The sequence below is a fragment of the Acidaminobacter sp. QWL-03 genome (assembly GCF_058683855.1).
Map to the genome: position 1 here is coordinate 2,867,713 of NZ_CM178752.1, position 17,069 is coordinate 2,884,781.

Below are 17,069 nucleotides of genomic sequence, written 5' to 3' on the forward strand. Positions count from 1 at the left end.
GCACCAGAGCTTCGCTGTGCTACGCTCTGGTCACGGGCTGCGCCCTATATAAATAAAGATGACGCCGCACTTCAGAGAGCAAGCTCTCTTACGCACGGCGTCATCTTCATTTATGCACGTCTGTTAGCCTTCGCGGATGCACGTCTGTTAGCCTTCGCGACCATCGGCAAATCTTCTATTTTGTCTTTTGTCTTTCTTAAATTTCTGAGGCTACACTACTATATTCCTCACCTGCGGCTCCCCCGTACAGCAATTAAGCAACTCTTCCTCCGAATCCCCAGTCAGCATCAACACATCCCCCGGCCTGACCACCGTAGCGCCGCGGGGAGTGATTACCTCCTCGCCGCGCTTCACCATGACAATCAGGATGGACATGGGGATGCCCAGATCCATGATGGGCTTGTTGGCGAAGGCGCTGTCCGCGGTGATGGGCAGCTCCAGGATCTTGTTGTGGATCTCGCCGGCGTAGTCGGTGAAGGTCTTGAGGACGGAGTCGTTGGGGGCGATCAGGTCCAGTTTCACCGCCATCTGGCTCATGAAGCTGCCCTGGACGAGGACGGACAGCATGGCCACGAAGAAGACCGTATGAAAGATGAGGTAAGCCGATGGCAGCCCAAGTGACAGCGGATACGTGGCGAACACGATGGACGCCGCGCCCCTCAGACCCGCCCAGGAGACGAAGGCTTGATGCCGCAGGGAGTAGCCGAACGGCGTCAGAATGGCGGCGACGGCGATTGGACGCGCCACCAGAATCAGAAAGACCGCGACCGCGAGGCCGACCAGCGCCACCTGTGGGAACGTGGACGGGTTGACCAGCAGTCCCAGGGTGAAGAACAGGACGATTTGCATGAGCCAGGAGATGCCATCGAAGAAGCGCACCAGGCTGATTTTATGGACAATGGGGCTGTTCCCCACAATCAGGCCCATGAGGTAGACGGACAGGAAGCCATTGCCACCCGTGGATTCAGAAGCGGCGAAGGTGGCGATCACGAAGCCAAAGGTCAGGATGGGGTAGAGGCCGTCGATGTCCAGGTGGATTTTGCGCAGGGAGAGAGCGGCGAGTTTGCCTAAGACGGCGCCTATGAGAACACCATAAATGACCTGCTTTATGAGCATGGCAGCCGGAAAGCCGCTGCCGGTGGACATGATGACGCTGAGGGTCAGGAGGGTCAGCATGTAGGCGAAGGGGTCGTTGCTGCCGCTCTCGATCTCGAGCATGGGGGCCAGCCGGTCTTTGAGGTTGAGCTTTTTGGAGCGCAGGATGGAGAAGACGGAGGCCGCGTCGGTGGAAGCTATGACCGATCCCAAGAGGAAGCCCTCAATGAGGGAGAGGTTGGTGATGTAATAGACGAAGACGCCAACGAGTCCCGCGGTGATGACTACCCCGAGGGTGGAGAGGAGCAAGGCTTTGACCGCGACGGGTTTGGCGGTGCTCCAGTTGGTGTCGAAGCCACCGGTGAACATAATCATTATGAGGCCGAGGACGGATATGTTGCGGGCAAGTGTGGCGTCGTTGAATTGGATGTTCCCGGGACCATCGGCGCCAAAAAACATGCCAATGGAGAGGAAGATCAGCAGGGTTGGGATCCCGAAGCGGTAGAGGATCTTACTGGAAAAGGCGCTGGCGAGAAGGACGAAGGCGGCGAGGAGCAGGAGCTGGTTTAAATTCAGGGCTTGGAATTGGGGCAAAGGCAGGACCTCCTTTTTAGTGTGAGGTTGGTTTGGGTCTCGGACTTATGATTTGATCATCATTAAGATGTATATAAGTCAAGCGTGTAGAGTAAGGTGAATTTCTGATTACATTGTTTATACCCAATGTTTTGGGGTGTCATTAATGGAGTTTTGTGACAATCTTATTACAATTCCGAGTAAATTGGTTGGAAATGGTTTGGACTCGACGCAGAGGGGGTATCATCAAAACAGACTATTAAAGGAGGTACTGGAAATGCTGAGATATGCGCTGATTTTTCTCGTTGTCGCGCTGATCGCTGGATTCCTGGGGTTTGGTGGAATAGCCGGTACAGCCACCAGTATTGCGAAGATCTTGTTTTTTGTTTTTCTGGTGCTGTTCGTGATTTCGCTGATTACCGGGAAGAAGCGGTTTTGAGGTGGAATGCCGGAGGCGTTCATACGGTTGACTTGACAATGAAATAGAAGTGAATAGAAGTGCAAATGAGGCGCCCTGAAATTTGGGGCGCTTTTTAAGTTGTGTTGGAGATGCAATATTACAAAAACATTACCGTCCCCAACTCAGAAGTTGTCCGTGCGGCCTGAAGCCTATTGTCCCCAACCTGCAACTGACTCATAAATCTCAATTCCTCCTTGCCAAGGGCGGTTTAATTTCCTACAATTGAAGTTAGAGTAGTCCAACCATTTTCGAGGATCATTTTCAGAGGAAGGGAGCGCCTTAAAACCTATGAGTGAATCCAAAAAAGTCAGACTCTGGACCCGTCAGGACATCAAAAGCCTCGAGGAACTGAAAAAGCACGGCGTGATCCGCATCAAGCGCGACCACCTCGAGGAAAAGTTTGATGCCATTTCGGGCTATATCATCAAGCTCTATAAATGGTTTGTCAACGCCGCTGATCAGCGCAACCCCAAGCCGGCGGACGTAGAGTTCCCGGTCTGGTGCTCCATCAGCGAGGAAAATATGCTACGCCCCACTGAGGATACCGTGGTCTATGTCCTGGAGGTTGATCCTTCAGAAATCATCTATTTTGACGGGGTGAAGTGGGACCACGTCCTCAATCACCTGTACATTCCCAAGGACCAGGCGGACGAAGAGGCATACAAAAAAGAAATGGCAAGTCGCGGCCACACCAACCTGTTCGTCTTTCTGGATGAGGCGACGACCCATTTCTATCCGAGAGAGCGAAAGCAAGTCATGGACAGCTGGCCCCGCATTTTCGACATTGATGAGTGGAACATCTTCAGGGTCCAGGCGAACCTCTGGGAAATCCGGGAGGATATGATCGTCGACATCCTTTACGCAGAATAACGGCAGCAAAGCACCCAGATTACAGTCAGCACCAGGAGGTAAGTCGTGAAACCAGTTCAATTGAATCACCAAAAAATAAAAAGGGCCGCTGTGGCCCTTACCCTCACCCTGGGACTTTTTCTGCCGATGGTCACCCTTCCAGCCCTCAGTTTCAGCCAGGCAGTTTCGGCGGAAGTCTCAGAAGGCGCGTCAACAGCGACAATTCCGGCCTTTGAGCTCATCACCCGGGTGGAGGCGGACTACCTCCGTTTAGAGGATCTCGCCCGCATCCCGGGGCTGACCCTGACGTCCCATGCCAGCCGGGATCTGAAGACGCTGAGAATCGGGACTCAGCAGTTCTTCATCATGCCTTCCGCAGACGGCCGGCTCAACGTGCTGGACGCGGCCGGTCGGGAGACCTGGCACAGTGCCTTCCGGGAGAACGGCGTCGATTATGTGGAGCGGGACTTTTTGGTGACCATCGGCCAAAAAGGGCTTTTAGAAGAGGCGGCAAACGAGGCGCCGGAAACCGCGGAGCCTGCTGATACCGCAAACAGCGAACCGGAACTCGCCGCGCCGCTGCTCGTCAGTGCTGAAGGCAATTTGCCGATGGGTCCTTCAGTCAACCCAGTTGCCGGCACTAACGTCCCAGCCGAAATTACAACCGATGCGGCGCAAACCGTCACCGCACCTGCGAACATTCCGGTGCTATGCTACCATCACCTCCTCCTCGAAACGGAAATGTCACCCCTTCAGAAGCTCAACGGGGCCATTGTCTCCGTGGAGAAGTTCGAGCGCGACATGGCCTACCTGAAGTCGAAGGGCGTCACAACCCTGACCATGGCCCAGCTGCAGGCGCACCTCAAGGGCACCTGGACTGCTCCGGAAAACAGCGTGGTCATCACGTTTGACGACGGCTATCAAAGCGTCTACCGCTACGCGTACCCTATTTTGAAGAAGTATGGGTTCACGGCGTCCATGTTTGTGGTCACTGGAACGGTGGAGGCGGCGCCCGTGGCGTGGGATCCATCCAAAACGGTGAAGATTTCCTGGGCAGAGATGAACAAGGCGAAGAACGTCTTCGAGTATCACCCTCACAGCCATGCCCTCCACGGCCTGAGCAGCAGCGGGGTGCCGCTGGCCCTGGCCCTTGACGAGATCTCGCTGAAGGCAGATCTTCAAATGGCGACAGTACTGCTGACGGACAAGGGTTTCAACAAAACGAGGGTTTACGCGCATCCGTACGGCGTCCATGATGCCAGAGCAGACCAGGTGCTGAACGGCTTTGGCTATGTCATGGCCTTCGCCCTTGGCGACGCCCCGGCCAGCGCCTCAGATGTGCCTTTTGCCCTGAAGCGTTATGGAGTTTTTCCATATACGGGCGCGGGGAGTTTTGATAGGATGTTGGAGAGATAGGACGGAAAAGAGAAGAAGAGGTGAGTGACAGGTCCGAACTGAGGCGGGTACTTTCGGTGTGGCGCCTGTCACTTTTTGGAAGGAAGAAGGTGTCTGACACCTTCTTCCAACACTGTCTTACACAAAAGGGGGGAGAAACTCGTTGATCAGGAAACTACAGTTAACGAAGGCCTTCCTTGTTTTATTTTTTGCCTTTTCCATTTTTTCATCTGCTGTGATCAGCCTCACCTTTAACCAACCTTCCTACGCTGTGGAAGGGCGTGCCAATGACGTCATTCGGGTCGCAGGCGATATCAATTACCCGCCCTACGAATTTCTCGATCAGAATGGGGTCTACCGCGGGTTTAACGTGGATATGCTCAACGCCGTGTTTTTGGAGCTGGAGATGGACTACGAGCTGATCCCCATGAAGTGGGAAGAAGCCCAACAGGCCCTGCGCAGGGGCGAGGTGGACATGATCCAAGGCATGATCCGCACACCCGAGCGGGAAGGCTATTATCTGTTTGCCGAGCCGCTGGTTACCAATTCCCAGGCTATTTTTGTACGCAAGGACAATCAGTTTATCGCAGCCCTCGGGGATCTGAAGGGCAGAGCCGTCACCTTTCAATTGGGGGACGTCGCCGAAGAGATTTTAAGTTGGGAACCCGGGGTAGAAGCGCTGGGCTTCTCGGACCAGGAAAGAGCTCTCGCGGACGTCTTGGCTGGACATGCTGACGCTTTTGTGGGCAACCGGCTGACAGCAATCTATTATTTACAAAAGATGCGGCGCCTAGAGGACATGAAAATTGTGGGGGAACCCATGGCGGTGACGGACTATGGCATGGCCGTGAATCCGGATCATCCGGAGTTGCTGGAAATGCTTAATGGCGCCATCAAACGCGTTAAAACAGACGGAACCTATGACCGAATCTATAAAAAGTGGTTTGGGGAACAGTTGGTGGACTATGGGATCACCCTGGATCAGGCTAAGCGCATTTTTTATGTGCTCCTGGGGCTTATGACCCTATCCATTTTTGCCGCTTTAGTCGTGCGCCAGTGGAATGCGAAGCTGACCAAGGAGGTTCTCCTCCAGACGGAGAAAATCAGGACTCAGGAAGCTGCGATCCGCCAGTATGATAAGATGCAGACCGTCGGTAACCTGGCGGCGGGGATTGCCCATGAACTCAGAAATCCCCTGACCTCCATCAAGACGCTGTCCGAGCTCGTGCCGCTGAAGCGCGACAACGACCGTTTTATTGAGGAGTTCAAGGAAATTGTACCTTCGGAGATCGCGCGGATGGACCAGCTTATTACGGATCTGCTGGATTACGCGCGGCCAAAGGTGCCGGAACCTCGGGAGATCGACCTGGTCAGCCTGGTGGAGAACCTTGAACGGCTTGTAAGGCCGCGGAGTGAGGGTGGGCAGGTGACCATCGGCCACCGTCTTGAGGCTCTATGGGTGTACGCGGACCCCAACCAGCTCAAGCAGATTCTGCTGAACCTGATGCTGAACAGCCTGGACGCGATTATAGGCATGGGCGAGATTGCGAGCGCGGACGAGGGCGGTGAACGGCAGGGGCGGATTGACATTACCAGCGCGCTGATGGGCGAACGTGGCGTGGTGGAGCTGGTGGTTGCAGACAACGGCCCGGGCATGACCGGGGACGAGGCGGCGCGGGCGTTCGAGCCCTTTGTGACCTCCAAGCGCGGCGGGTACGGCTTAGGTCTGCCGATGGTCGAGCAGCTCATCCGCGAGAACAACGGGACCATTTCGGTGGACAGCACGCCTGGGGTTGGAACGCGCATTGTGATGGAGCTGCCGGCGTTTGAGGAGAGGGGGAGTCGGATTTGAAGCGCATATTGATCGTGGACGACGAGCGGACGATTCTGACAGCGCTCCGCTACGCGCTGGAGGATCTTTACGAGATTGACGTAGCGGACAACGCGGAAACGGCGTTTGAGATTTTGGAGGCGCACTCGGTGGATTTGGTGCTGCTGGATCAGCGGCTGGGGGACGTGGACGGGCTGGACGTGATCCGGTCGCTGCACGCCAGGAAGCCGGAGGTCATGATCATTGCTATGACGGCTTACGGCAGCATTGAGGCATCGATTAAGGCCATGCAGAGCGGGGCGTATCACTATGTGACGAAGCCCTTGGACATTCAGAGTTTGACAGTAATGATCAATAAGGCGCTGGAATTCAGGAGCGGTGGGGCTGGCGCTGGGAGTGGCGGCACGGGAAGCGGGGGTGCCGGTCAAAGAGGACTGGGCGGCCCTGGCGGGCCGGAGGACGCCCGGATGCTCATTGCGGACAGCGCGGCTATGCGGTATGTGTTTGATGTGATTGACCGGGTGAAGGATCTGGACATCAATGTCTTGATCACCGGGGAAAGCGGCACGGGCAAAGAGCTGATTGCCCAGGCGATTCATGAGCGGAGCAACCGGGCCAAGCATAGCTTTCAGGCGCTGAACTGCGCGGCGATTCCGCTGAACCTGCTGGAAAGCGAGCTCTTTGGCTATGAGAAGGGTGCTTTTACGGGGGCGCACCAGAAGGTCAAGGGCAAGTTTGAGCTGGCCCACCAGGGGTCTATTTTTCTGGATGAGATTGGAGACCTGGATTTGTCTCTGCAGGCCAAGCTTTTACGGGTCATTCAAGAGAAGAAGGTGACGCCGCTGGGCAGTGAGAAGTCCATCGATGTGAATTTTCGATTGATTACGGCCACAAACCGGAATTTGGCAGAGTCGGTGCGCAAGGGGCTGTTCAGGGAGGATCTTTTTTTCCGGCTGAACGTGGTGGCCATTGAGGTGCCGCCCCTTCGGAAACGGAAAGAGGATATTCCGCTGCTGTGCCAGCACTTTCTGGAGCTGTATTCGAAGCGGTTTGGCAAGGTGGTTTCTGGAATTTCTGCGACGGCCATTGAGGCGCTGGAAGCCTATGATTTTCCGGGAAATGTCCGGGAGCTGCAGAACATCATTGAGCGGGCCGTGGCGCTGTCCATAGATTCCATTATTCAGCTGGCGGATCTGCCGGGGGATATCACGGGGATTTCGGTGTATAAGTCCTCCCGGGAGCTGGTACCGGTGTATGTGGGCGAGCGCTTGGACGAGGTGGAGCGGCGGCTCATAGAGGCAACGCTTTTGTATTGTGAGGGGAATCGCCGCAGGACAGCGAACCTCTTGGGGCTTAGCGAGAGGCATCTCTACAACAAGATCAAGGAGTTTGGGCTTGGGGAAGGGTAGGGGGAAGACAATTTTGTGATTTGGCTTCAACGATTAGGGCATTTTTAAATTAAATTCAATACAAAAGAGCAGGGTGATTAACTCTGCTCTTTTGTATCTCTAATTGAGTAATTTACTTGAGCTCTTCAAGAAGTTTTCTTATTGAATCAATAACCAAATTGAAATTGATTCCGTTCGCGTAAGGATATTTCTTACAATATGAATTCCAAATATGTCTAAGATCTGTGTTTTCCTCAATATCATTCAAATATTTTTTCCAATTGTTCAGATATACTTCAGTGCCACGCTCTTTTGCTTTCTTCCTTATAGCATCTTGCACATCAAGCTGTTTGTAATCCTTATTTCTTAGTATTGACAGTATATAAACATCATAATAATCTCTGGCTCTTGTATTTGCGACATTTCGGGCCAATATTGATTCAATTTTTTCTGACAGAATAGTTTCGATATTATAGGCTTTAATATTTATTGAGCGATCTTCGAACATTAGTTTGAAGCCATATTCTATCTCTCTTGGAATTATTTCATCACCTGTAGTAATGTCTAACTTCATATTGACTGACATATTAAAAAAATGAGCAGTCAACAATGCTCGAAAATCTTCATATTCACCTGTGTTGCGGATATTCTTGATTTCATTTAATTGGAAACTCACATTATCATCGATGTCAATTAATAAAATTGCTTGAACAATTTTTTCTATTTTTTCTCGTGTAACTGGGAATCCTTTTATGGTTGTATCAATGTCTAACGTGCTTCTAAGATTACTCCCTACCAAAGAAGTAATCAAGAAACCACCTTTTAGAATAAAATTATCATGGTAAGGTGATAGAGATATTCGTTCAAGAAGTCTCTCCATCATGTAGTTCTGTAATATTGTATTGGATATCACATTATTTTTCTTTGAGTAATTGTTTATCCAGTCCTTTAATTGCCTTGGACTACTAAACTTCATGCTAGAACCTCCAAGTATTGTCTTACAATATCTTTTACTTTAAATAGATCCGCGTAAGTCAATAATTTAGAAAAATCATTACCAGGTTCTTTCATATATTGTTTGATTGCAGATAAAACTAGATCTGTGTCTAATTGGTCTTTCTTCTTCAATACATCACAGATCGTTCGTTCTTTATCATAGACACGGATAGGATTGCCAAACGGTGAGTTCATCCTGATTTTACCAATTTCAAAAATGTCTCTCTTTACGTAATAAAACCTGAATTTTTCCTTATCTTTAATAAGTCTTGTGTTATAACCAGATGGAATTGTCAGTTGAAGTTGAAAAGGTGTTCGATTTGTTAATTCATGAAAGTACAATGCCGTTTCATGGGAGTAAACACATTGTTTGCATCTCAATTGAGTAATATAATATACATCTTCAATATAATTTGGATCAATATATATTCCGTGTTCAATTCTTTCAAGATCTCCAGATTGATGGAGTCGCTGCAGGGTCTTGTTATTGATACCTGCTTCAGATGCTTGGCGTGCTTCAATTATGCCGTTGTTAGACCGTAATATTAAATGAATTAAATCTTTGTCATTCATGACTACACACCCTTTTGATATGTCTTTATTGTTAGCATATAAATTAATATATACTAACAATAAAGACTATACAAGGTTGTAATAGAATTAAATATCTTTAGAAGATTAGCCGTTAATCCTTTTCAAATTCAATAAATCCTCGCAGAATGTCAAGCACCTCAGCCAGAATATCATCCGGAACGCATTCAAAAAAAGTCGCGTTTCTGGCGTTCAAATCCAATGATTTCACTTGTTCACACATTATGACGCCAGTTGTTTTTGTCCGTGAATCCAGTGTTACGTGAAGTGGATAATTCCTCTGCGTATTGGTAATGGGGCAAACCATGGTGAGTTTAGTAAATTGGTTGAAGGTTTTATTGCTGACGACAAGCGCGGGACGTTTTCCCATTTGCTCGTGCCCGGCCTGAGGATCAAACTCGACAAGGACTAGATCGCCATGATCAGGAATATAAGCCATCACAACACCTCTTTGCCTTTCGGTTTTCCGGTATCCCATTCCTCAGAGGGCGCTTCTGCTTCCCCATAGGCAGCAATTCGTTCTTTTAGGGTCATATGCTTATAGAGTGGAATAATGATCAGGTTGCCGTCTTCCACTTTCAATTCGACAGGATCGTTTTCTTTCAAATTAGCTTTTTCCAGGATGGACTTAGGAATTCTAATGGCTTGGCTGTTGCCCCACTTTTGGAGGGTTGTATACATGGTCATCACCTCTAATATTAGTATATACCGCGTATCTACATTTTGCAAGATCCGCCTTTGAATGCGTTCGTCATGCGTGCGCCTAAATGAGAACGGTTATCCCAAGCTCTGGCACCAAATTTGTTTTTGTCCGCGTCACCAAAGTAAAACCTGTCCGCGTCCCCAACCTTGTAAGATAGAGATAGGTTAGATAAGCACTTGATGACCGAACGTTCCTTGAAAACTAAGTATATATTGTTCAGATGAATCAGAGGCTCAATTGTTGATGAAAGCCAGTCTACATGATGTTATAATCTCACTTGTCAGAGAGATAGACATGCTCCCCAACTGGATCCCTCATCTCGAGGCTTTATCCGCGATTAAGAGTGTCACTCCACAAGAACGATTCGATGTTTAGCTGGTTGGGCCACCTTCGTGTGTTACCCGTTTCAAACGCAAGTTTGTTAGACGTTCTTCATACAGTGGAAGCTCTGATTCATTCTGTACGAAAGGTTGTGCTAGTTTTGTCCCGATTTATTGATGATTTTGTAGTGGGCTTCGATGTCTCTTCAGAGTTTTCTTTTGTTGCCATGTTAGAGCCGTCGGGTGCTCTGATTCGAAAACCTTTTCGAATTGATCACAACCCCTCTGGATTCCAAAAACTATTAGAGATTCTCAAAAACGAAGAAGAGCGGTTACAACGAAAGCCCATCTACTTCGTAGAATCTACGGGTATCTTTCATTTACCACTCTTCTTCTTTCTGAGATCGAATGACCTCAAAGGATTTGTCCTCAACCCTTTGTCTGTACATTCTATCAAAAATCTTGACATAAGAAAAGTGAAAAACGATTCAAAAGATGCTGAAAAGATTGCAAAACTTGCGAAGTATCAAAACGTTAAGTTTTCAATTATTCCTGAGCCCCAAGTCCTCGCACTTCGTATGATGGTAAGAGAGTACTATTCACTCTCTGATACTATCACTGAAATGAAAAACCGGCTTAGCACAGATCTTTATCTACTGTTCCCTGGATATAGAAAAGTCTTCTCAGAGCCTTATGGCAAAGCCTCTTTGGCGCTTCTAAAGGACTTTTCAACCCCTATGGATATCTTATCTGCGGAGCGCTCTATACTCATAGAATTGATTGCTAAACATGGTCGTAAAGGTGCGTCTTGGGCTTCGAAGAAAGTGGATGGACTACTTGAGTATGCTTCCAATGCTGCTTCTATGCCCATGGAATTCTCAATGCTGGGGATTAAGATAAAAATCTGTGTGGATAATATCATAAGTCTTCAAAAGAATTTGGAAAGCATCGTTAACAAGATCCGTGAAATTGTTAATTCTATGGACTTTCCGGCAACAGTTAAACGTCAAATCGAGCTGATAGACCAACTCCCTGGAATAGGCTACATTTCCGCTGTAACACTGATCGCCGAGATCGGTGATTTTAGGATGTTCAAGTCCCCAAAGGCATTTGTTGCATACTTTGGCATTGATCCAAGTGTTAACGAATCAGGGAAGTTTAAAGGGGATCAAAATAAGATCTCCAAACGAGGCACTCGAATTGGGCGAAGAGTCCTGTTTACGGTTGCATTAACCGCAATAAGTACTAAGAGCAATGGCGAGGAAGTCAACCCAATCCTGAGGGACTATTATCAGAAAAAATGTGGAAGCAAGAAGAAAAAAGTTGCACTCGTTGCAGTTATGCATAAGCTATTACACTATATTTTTGCAGTATTGCGAGATGATAAGCCATTTGAAGTCAGACAGCCAGAAGAACACCAATCCTGGAGAGCGGCAAAACTACAACTTATAGCTGCCTGATTCAATGGAATTGAAAAATAGCCATTGTTCGTACTTTTCAATGGCTTAGTTTGTTGTACCCATTTTTTAAACTCAATTTTTTATCTTTCTTAAAGAAAAGAATTGACTTTCCTTAGCTGGTCTTAAAATCATGCAGTTTTTGCATGTCATGAAATTATTGCATACTTTTTGTCGAAAAATGACGAATGATCAAAACAGTAAGTCCGCCTGCTTCAATCAGAAAAAGACCCTCGGCGAGGGTCTTTTTACCTTTTCAGGGGGTGTAGTTTCAACTCTACTTAAATTATCGCAATATTTTTATTATTTCGTGAAAATCTAATTCAAAATCCTAACTTGGCATCCTTCCTGCTATATAACTAAGTGCAGCGATGGGTGACCATCGGCAAACAGCACTGGAAAAAACGAACATAGAAGCTAAGGGGGAAACAATGAACATGAAAAAAATGCTGGCATTATTAATGATCCTTCTCCTCGCAGTCACAGCCCTCGCCGGATGCTCCGGCGGCGCAAAAGAAGAAAGCACGGAACTTTACATCGCGAGCGCCAACCCTATGACGGGTGACTCCGCTCAGTTCGGCGACATGAAAGTCAAAGCCATCGAGCTGGCCCTCGAGCAAGTCAACGCGGCTGGCGGCATCGACGGCAAGCAAGTCAAGCTCCTGGTCGGCGACGACACAGGCAACCCTAAAGAAGCACCAAACGTCGCGCAGAAATTCGCGGCGGACGACAGCGTTCTTGCGGTCATAGGCCACTGGAACAGCTCTTGTACGCTGGCAGCCCGCGGCATCTATGAAGCAGCCGGCATCCCGGTCATCACAGACTCTGTCAACAAGGCCATCACAGACGGCTCCACACCGCACGTCTTCAGAATTTCCCTGACGGACACAGATCAGGCTTACAGACTCGCTGAGTACGCCTACAACCAAATGGGCAAGAAAAACGCAGCCATCATGTTCACCGCCAACGACTTTGGCGTCGGCCTGAAGGACGACTTCACGAAGCGCTTCACCGAGCTTGGTGGCACCATCACCGCAACTGAGACTTACTTCGAAGGCCAGTCCAAAGACTTCAGCCCGCAGCTCACCAACATCAAAAATACCAACCCGGACCTCCTGTTCGTCGCTGGCTACTATGTTGAAACCGCACTGATCGCTCAGCAAGCCAAGGATTCAGGCTTTGCCATCGACATGCTCGGCACGGAAGGCATCAGCTCAGAAGAGCTCGTCAAGCTTGGCGGCGACGCGGTTGAAGGCATCAAGTTCACAGGCTTCTTCCACCCGGACATCGAGTTTGCCGGTACTAAAGAATTCACAGAAGCTTTCGTCGCGAAGTACAGCAAGGAGCCTGACACCTACGCCGCTCTCGCTTATGACTCCGCACTCGTCCTTCTCGAGGCAATGCAAACCAAAGGCGCGGACCGCGAGTCCATTACGGCGTTCCTCAACGAGACACAGGAATTCCCTGGCGTCGCCGGCCCAATCACGTTCGTCGACAACGCTGTCACACGCAACATCATTATCCTCACCGTTAAAGACGGCAAGATCGTTCCTGCCGATGTTCAGCCGTAGGACTTCCGGGACCATCGGCAAAAAGATTTTTTCAGTAGTTCTGACCCGAAAGCACTGACATTTCTATGAAAGCCTCACTCTGCCACGCCCCCTGTCACAAGGGGGCCTCGCCCCTGTCAACAAGGGGAAGGGCTTCCTGTCACTAGGGGGCGTGCATTTCAAAAGGTGGTGTCTACGCATGTTTATGGAGCATCTCAGCAACGGGATCGCCCTCGGTTCGATTTACGCCCTGACAGCGATTGGCTATACCATGGTCTACGGCATAATCCGCCTGATCAACTTCGCGCACGGCGATTTGTATATGGTGGGCGCGTTTCTGACGCTGACGGCCATTACGATCCTCAACCTGCCCATTGCCGCGGCAATGCTGTTTGGCATGGCCGGCGCGGCGCTGTTCGGGATCGCGATTGCCAAGTTTGCCTACAGTCCGGTTTTTAAAGCGCCGCGGATCAGCCTCTTCCTTTCGGCGATTGGTGTCGCCATCTTTCTGGAAAACTTCGCCATGCTGGTCTGGGGTCCGGAGACGCAGTCGTTCCCGGAGGTCATGACCAACAAAATTTACAACTTCGCCGGTTTTAGAATGTCGACGATTCAAATCATTATCATTGTAGTCACTATCATTCTCGTTTCGGTCTTATCCTACATTGTCAAATATACCAAAATGGGCAAAGCCATGCGCTGCGTGTCCCAGGACATGGACACGGCAAGACTGATGGGCATCAACACGAACCGCGTGGTCTACTTTACTTTTGCCTTGGGCTCCGCCCTTGGCGCCACTGCGGGTGCTCTGGTCGGCATGTATTATAAAGCAGTTTTCCCGATGATGGGTTTCGTGCCAGGTCTCAAAGCGTTCATCTCCGCAGTTATTGGCGGTATTGGCAGCATTCCGGGCGCCATGATTGGCGGCATGCTCATGGGCGTGTCGGAGAGTCTCGGGGCAGCTTATGTCTCTTCCGGCTACCGTGACGCCATTGCGTTCATCATCCTGATCATAGTCCTGCTGTTCAAGCCTACGGGCATCCTCGGCAAGACCATGAAAGAGAAAGTGTAGGGGGGCGCGGGTAAATGACAAATCTAATGACTGTGCTCCGAAATCTCTTATTGTACTCCGCAATTTTGTTCTTAGGGATCCAGATCCTGGCCCGGTTCTTTGACTTTGCCAGCAAGAAGCTGATCAAGGTGGGCGGCGGCAAGAAGAAGGCTTTGCTTGGCGCCGTTGGTGTGTTTGCTTTGGTTTTACCGTTCCTGTTGGCGGGAGAACCTTATATCCTTCGAACAAGCGTTATGGTGCTGCTCTATATTGTGCTGGCGCTGAGCCTCAATATTGTCTTGGGCCAGGCAGGGCAGCTGTCCCTGGGCCACTCGGCGTTTTATGCCCTGGGCGCTTACACCATGGCTATTCTGACGGTGTCCTTTGGCGTGAACTTCTGGATCGCATTAGTGGCGGGCGGTGTCGTGGCCGGGATCTTTGGCTTTATTCTGGGGATTCCGACCCTACGCCTGAAGGGCGACTATCTGGCTATAGTCACCGTAGGCTTTGGTGAAATTCTCAGACTGATCCTGATCAACTGGGGCACCTTTACCCGGGGCCCTGCAGGGATTCCGGGCATTCCATCCCCGTCTTTCTTTGGCATGGCGGTCAAGGGCAACACCGGTTATTACTACATCATTTTGGTGATGGTTGTGATCACTATTATCATCAGCAAGCGTCTGGAAGACTCCAGATTGGGCCGCGGTCTCGCGGCGGTCAAGGATGACGAGATCGCGGCGGAGTCCATGGGCGTCAATCCGGCCAACATGAAGATCCTGGCCTTCGTCCTTGGCGCTGTCATTGCAGGCTTTGCAGGCGGCTTCTTCGCTTCCTTCGTCCACTACGTCAACCCGGACAACTTCACGTACATGGAGTCCGTCACCATTCTGACCATGGTGGTTCTGGGCGGTCTGGGCAGCATTCCGGGCGTCATTGTTGGCGCCGTGATCCTGGCCATCCTGCCGGAAGCCCTTCGCGACATCTCCACTTACAGATACGCCATTTACGGCATCCTGCTGGCTATGATGATGATCATTCGCCCGCAGGGCATGATCAGTCTCGACAGTTTGAAAAGGAGGGGAGCGGCCGATGAAAATCCTAGAGGCATCTGGAATTTCAAAAGTCTTCGGCGGTCTAACGGCCGTTAGCAAGGTCGATTTCCATATCGATGAGCACGAAATTGTCAGCCTGATTGGCCCCAACGGCGCCGGAAAGACGACATTCTTTAACCTGCTGACAGGCATCTACGAGCCGACGGAAGGCCGCGTGGACTTTCTGGGGGCAGAGCTTAAAAAATCCAAGCCCTATGAAATCACTAAGCTGGGCATGGCCAGAACCTTTCAAAATATTCGTCTATTTTCCAGCATGACAGTCCTTGAGAATGTCATGGTGGGCCAGCACTGCAGGACATCTTCCAGCATCTTTGACGCATTGTTGCACCTGAAGCGCCACAAGCTGGAGGAGGTCAGGATCCGTTCCGTCTGTGAAGAGATTTTGGAATTCCTGGATCTGACACAGTATAAAGACGAAATCGCCGTCAGTCTGCCATACGGCATTCAGCGACACGTGGAAATTGCGCGGGCTATGGCATCCTCGCCGCGCCTCATTCTCCTGGACGAGCCTGCAGCCGGTCTGAACACCAATGAAAAAGTGGAAATGACTACGCTGATTCGCAAGATCAGGGACAGGGGCTTCACCGTATTGTTGATCGAGCACGACATGAAACTGGTCATGGGCATCTCTGACCGGGTTGCCGTTCTCGACTATGGCAATAAGATCGCCGAGGGCAAGCCTGAGGAGATCATGAAAAACGAGCGCGTCATAGCGGCGTATCTTGGAAAGGGGGCGGAGCAGAATGCTTAAGGTTCAAGGCATTGACGTGTTTTACGGCGGTATTCACGCCCTCCGCGACCTGTCTTTTGAGATCCCTGCGGGGAAGATTGTCACTTTGATTGGCTCAAACGGCGCTGGCAAGTCCACGACATTGAAAGCCATTTCAAATCTGGTAAAGTGCAAGGGTCAGATCCTCTTTGAGGAAGAGAACCTGTTGGCGCTGCCATCGGAAAAAATCGTGGGTAAGGGCGTCATTCACGTGCCGGAGGGCCGGCGGATCTTTACGGCTCTGACCGTGGAAGAGAATCTGGATATGGGGTCTTATCTGCGTAAGGATAAGGATGGCGTGGCAAGGGATAAGGAATTTGTGTTTAAGCTTTTTCCACGCTTGAAGGAACGTTCTAAGCAAATGGGTGGAACGCTTTCCGGTGGCGAGCAGCAGATGCTGGCTATTGGCCGCGCTCTTATGTCGAAGCCCCGCCTGCTGATGCTGGACGAGCCTTCCATGGGCCTGGCGCCGATTGTCGTCCAAGAAATCTTCAGCGCCATAGCGGACCTGAACAAGACGACGGGCCTGACAGTGCTTCTGGTTGAGCAGAACGCCAATATTGCCCTCCAACTGGCAGACTACGCCTACGTCCTCGAGACCGGCAGCATCACCATTGAGGGTGAAGCGAAAGCCCTGCTGACCGATGACCGGGTGAGGAAGGCGTATTTAGGCGAAGCTTAAGAGGTGCACAAATAAAGAAAACACCATGGTTCAGAGAGCAAGCTCTCTGAACCATGGTGTTTTCTTTATTTGTATTGGGCTTGGCCCAATACCGAAGCGCAGCGCAGCGGAGCGAGGTGCACGTCTGTATGGTGAGGTGTGCTTTGCGCTGGGGCGTGGCCCTATACCGAAGTGCAGCAATCCTCCGAACGCAGTGAGGGGGATTGCGGAGCAATAGGCGCCAGCCGCGAGGTGCACGTCTGTAAGG

At 50.4% G+C, this 17,069-nt stretch carries 16 protein-coding genes; 11 read left to right on the top strand and 5 right to left on the bottom strand.

Features of this window, described 5'->3' with window-relative positions; genetic code table 11:
- Positions 1–210 precede the first annotated feature (210 nt).
- Positions 211–1,689, bottom strand: coding sequence for a potassium/proton antiporter (locus AC4PHM_RS13365; protein ID WP_492018254.1), 1,479 nt, complete (start codon positions 1,687–1,689; stop codon positions 211–213).
- Positions 1,690–1,945: 256 nt separating this feature from the next.
- Here AC4PHM_RS13365 and AC4PHM_RS13370 point away from each other — a divergent pair, with 256 nt between their 5' ends.
- The 5 genes from AC4PHM_RS13370 (at position 1,946) to AC4PHM_RS13390 (ending at position 7,612) form a co-directional block, all read left to right on the top strand.
- Positions 1,946–2,107 carry a DUF1328 domain-containing protein gene (locus AC4PHM_RS13370; protein ID WP_291405749.1) on the top strand — a complete coding sequence of 54 codons (162 nt, stop codon included), beginning with the start codon at positions 1,946–1,948 and terminating at the stop codon, positions 2,105–2,107.
- Between the two features lie 309 nt (positions 2,108–2,416).
- Positions 2,417–2,998 carry a DUF3841 domain-containing protein gene (locus tag AC4PHM_RS13375; protein WP_492018255.1) on the top strand — a complete coding sequence of 194 codons (582 nt, stop codon included), beginning with the start codon at positions 2,417–2,419 and terminating at the stop codon, positions 2,996–2,998.
- 45 nt (positions 2,999–3,043) lie between these two features.
- Positions 3,044–4,393 carry a polysaccharide deacetylase family protein gene (locus AC4PHM_RS13380; RefSeq protein WP_492018256.1) on the top strand — a complete coding sequence of 450 codons (1,350 nt, stop codon included), beginning with the start codon at positions 3,044–3,046 and terminating at the stop codon, positions 4,391–4,393.
- A gap of 142 nt (positions 4,394–4,535) precedes the next feature.
- On the top strand, positions 4,536–6,224 hold the full coding sequence (locus AC4PHM_RS13385; RefSeq protein ID WP_492018257.1) for a transporter substrate-binding domain-containing protein: 1,689 nt from the start codon (positions 4,536–4,538) through the stop codon (positions 6,222–6,224).
- The gene (locus AC4PHM_RS13390) at positions 6,221–7,612 is read left to right on the top strand and encodes a sigma-54-dependent transcriptional regulator (RefSeq protein ID WP_492018258.1); all 1,392 of its coding nucleotides are present in this window, start codon (positions 6,221–6,223) and stop codon (positions 7,610–7,612) included. The genes AC4PHM_RS13385 and AC4PHM_RS13390 overlap by 4 nt, the downstream gene beginning before the upstream one ends.
- A gap of 112 nt (positions 7,613–7,724) precedes the next feature.
- Here AC4PHM_RS13390 and AC4PHM_RS13395 read toward each other — a convergent pair whose 3' ends face one another.
- The 4 genes from AC4PHM_RS13395 to AC4PHM_RS13410 form a co-directional block, all read right to left on the bottom strand.
- Positions 7,725–8,567, bottom strand: coding sequence for a nucleotidyl transferase AbiEii/AbiGii toxin family protein (locus AC4PHM_RS13395; RefSeq protein WP_291405745.1), 843 nt, complete (start codon positions 8,565–8,567; stop codon positions 7,725–7,727).
- The gene (locus AC4PHM_RS13400) at positions 8,564–9,160 is read right to left on the bottom strand and encodes a type IV toxin-antitoxin system AbiEi family antitoxin domain-containing protein (RefSeq protein ID WP_492018259.1); all 597 of its coding nucleotides are present in this window, start codon (positions 9,158–9,160) and stop codon (positions 8,564–8,566) included. The genes AC4PHM_RS13395 and AC4PHM_RS13400 overlap by 4 nt, the downstream gene beginning before the upstream one ends.
- 112 nt (positions 9,161–9,272) lie before the next feature.
- The gene (locus AC4PHM_RS13405; protein ID WP_492018260.1) at positions 9,273–9,617 is read right to left on the bottom strand and encodes a type II toxin-antitoxin system PemK/MazF family toxin; all 345 of its coding nucleotides are present in this window, start codon (positions 9,615–9,617) and stop codon (positions 9,273–9,275) included.
- Entirely contained in the window at positions 9,617–9,859 is a 243-nt protein-coding gene (locus AC4PHM_RS13410) for an AbrB/MazE/SpoVT family DNA-binding domain-containing protein (protein ID WP_492018261.1), read from the bottom strand. Before AC4PHM_RS13410 ends, AC4PHM_RS13405 begins: the two co-directional genes overlap by 1 nt.
- A 503-nt stretch (positions 9,860–10,362) precedes the next feature.
- Between AC4PHM_RS13410 and AC4PHM_RS13415 the strand changes: the two genes are divergently transcribed.
- The 6 genes from AC4PHM_RS13415 (at position 10,363) to AC4PHM_RS13440 (ending at position 16,822) form a co-directional block, all read left to right on the top strand.
- Complete coding sequence (locus tag AC4PHM_RS13415) at positions 10,363–11,661, top strand: IS110 family RNA-guided transposase (RefSeq protein ID WP_492018262.1); 1,299 nt, start codon at positions 10,363–10,365, stop codon at positions 11,659–11,661.
- Positions 11,662–12,089: 428 nt separating this feature from the next.
- Complete coding sequence (locus AC4PHM_RS13420) at positions 12,090–13,229, top strand: ABC transporter substrate-binding protein (RefSeq protein WP_492018263.1); 1,140 nt, start codon at positions 12,090–12,092, stop codon at positions 13,227–13,229.
- 178 nt (positions 13,230–13,407) lie between these two features.
- Complete coding sequence (locus AC4PHM_RS13425; protein WP_492018264.1) at positions 13,408–14,280, top strand: branched-chain amino acid ABC transporter permease; 873 nt, start codon at positions 13,408–13,410, stop codon at positions 14,278–14,280.
- A gap of 14 nt (positions 14,281–14,294) precedes the next feature.
- The gene (locus tag AC4PHM_RS13430) at positions 14,295–15,407 is read left to right on the top strand and encodes a branched-chain amino acid ABC transporter permease (RefSeq protein ID WP_492018265.1); all 1,113 of its coding nucleotides are present in this window, start codon (positions 14,295–14,297) and stop codon (positions 15,405–15,407) included.
- Positions 15,349–16,122, top strand: coding sequence for an ABC transporter ATP-binding protein (locus tag AC4PHM_RS13435; RefSeq protein WP_492018266.1), 774 nt, complete (start codon positions 15,349–15,351; stop codon positions 16,120–16,122). Before AC4PHM_RS13430 ends, AC4PHM_RS13435 begins: the two co-directional genes overlap by 59 nt.
- On the top strand, positions 16,115–16,822 hold the full coding sequence (locus tag AC4PHM_RS13440; protein ID WP_492018267.1) for an ABC transporter ATP-binding protein: 708 nt from the start codon (positions 16,115–16,117) through the stop codon (positions 16,820–16,822). The genes AC4PHM_RS13435 and AC4PHM_RS13440 overlap by 8 nt, the downstream gene beginning before the upstream one ends.
- The last annotated feature ends 247 nt before the right edge of the window (positions 16,823–17,069 follow it).

What these genes read in the sequence shown, in the direction of transcription:
- AC4PHM_RS13370 (WP_291405749.1), top strand. Translation starts at nt 1,946, where the DNA reads ATGCTGAGATATGCGCTGATTTTTCTCGTTGTCGCGCTGATCGCTGGA.
- AC4PHM_RS13375 (WP_492018255.1), top strand. Translation starts at nt 2,417, where the DNA reads ATGAGTGAATCCAAAAAAGTCAGACTCTGGACCCGTCAGGACATCAAA.
- AC4PHM_RS13395 (WP_291405745.1), bottom strand. Translation starts at nt 8,567, where the DNA reads ATGAAGTTTAGTAGTCCAAGGCAATTAAAGGACTGGATAAACAATTAC.
- AC4PHM_RS13400 (WP_492018259.1), bottom strand. Translation starts at nt 9,160, where the DNA reads ATGAATGACAAAGATTTAATTCATTTAATATTACGGTCTAACAACGGC.
- AC4PHM_RS13405 (WP_492018260.1), bottom strand. Translation starts at nt 9,617, where the DNA reads ATGGCTTATATTCCTGATCATGGCGATCTAGTCCTTGTCGAGTTTGAT.
- AC4PHM_RS13410 (WP_492018261.1), bottom strand. Translation starts at nt 9,859, where the DNA reads ATGTATACAACCCTCCAAAAGTGGGGCAACAGCCAAGCCATTAGAATT.
- AC4PHM_RS13420 (WP_492018263.1), top strand. Translation starts at nt 12,090, where the DNA reads ATGAACATGAAAAAAATGCTGGCATTATTAATGATCCTTCTCCTCGCA.
- AC4PHM_RS13425 (WP_492018264.1), top strand. Translation starts at nt 13,408, where the DNA reads ATGTTTATGGAGCATCTCAGCAACGGGATCGCCCTCGGTTCGATTTAC.
- AC4PHM_RS13430 (WP_492018265.1), top strand. Translation starts at nt 14,295, where the DNA reads ATGACAAATCTAATGACTGTGCTCCGAAATCTCTTATTGTACTCCGCA.
- AC4PHM_RS13435 (WP_492018266.1), top strand. Translation starts at nt 15,349, where the DNA reads ATGAAAATCCTAGAGGCATCTGGAATTTCAAAAGTCTTCGGCGGTCTA.
- AC4PHM_RS13440 (WP_492018267.1), top strand. Translation starts at nt 16,115, where the DNA reads ATGCTTAAGGTTCAAGGCATTGACGTGTTTTACGGCGGTATTCACGCC.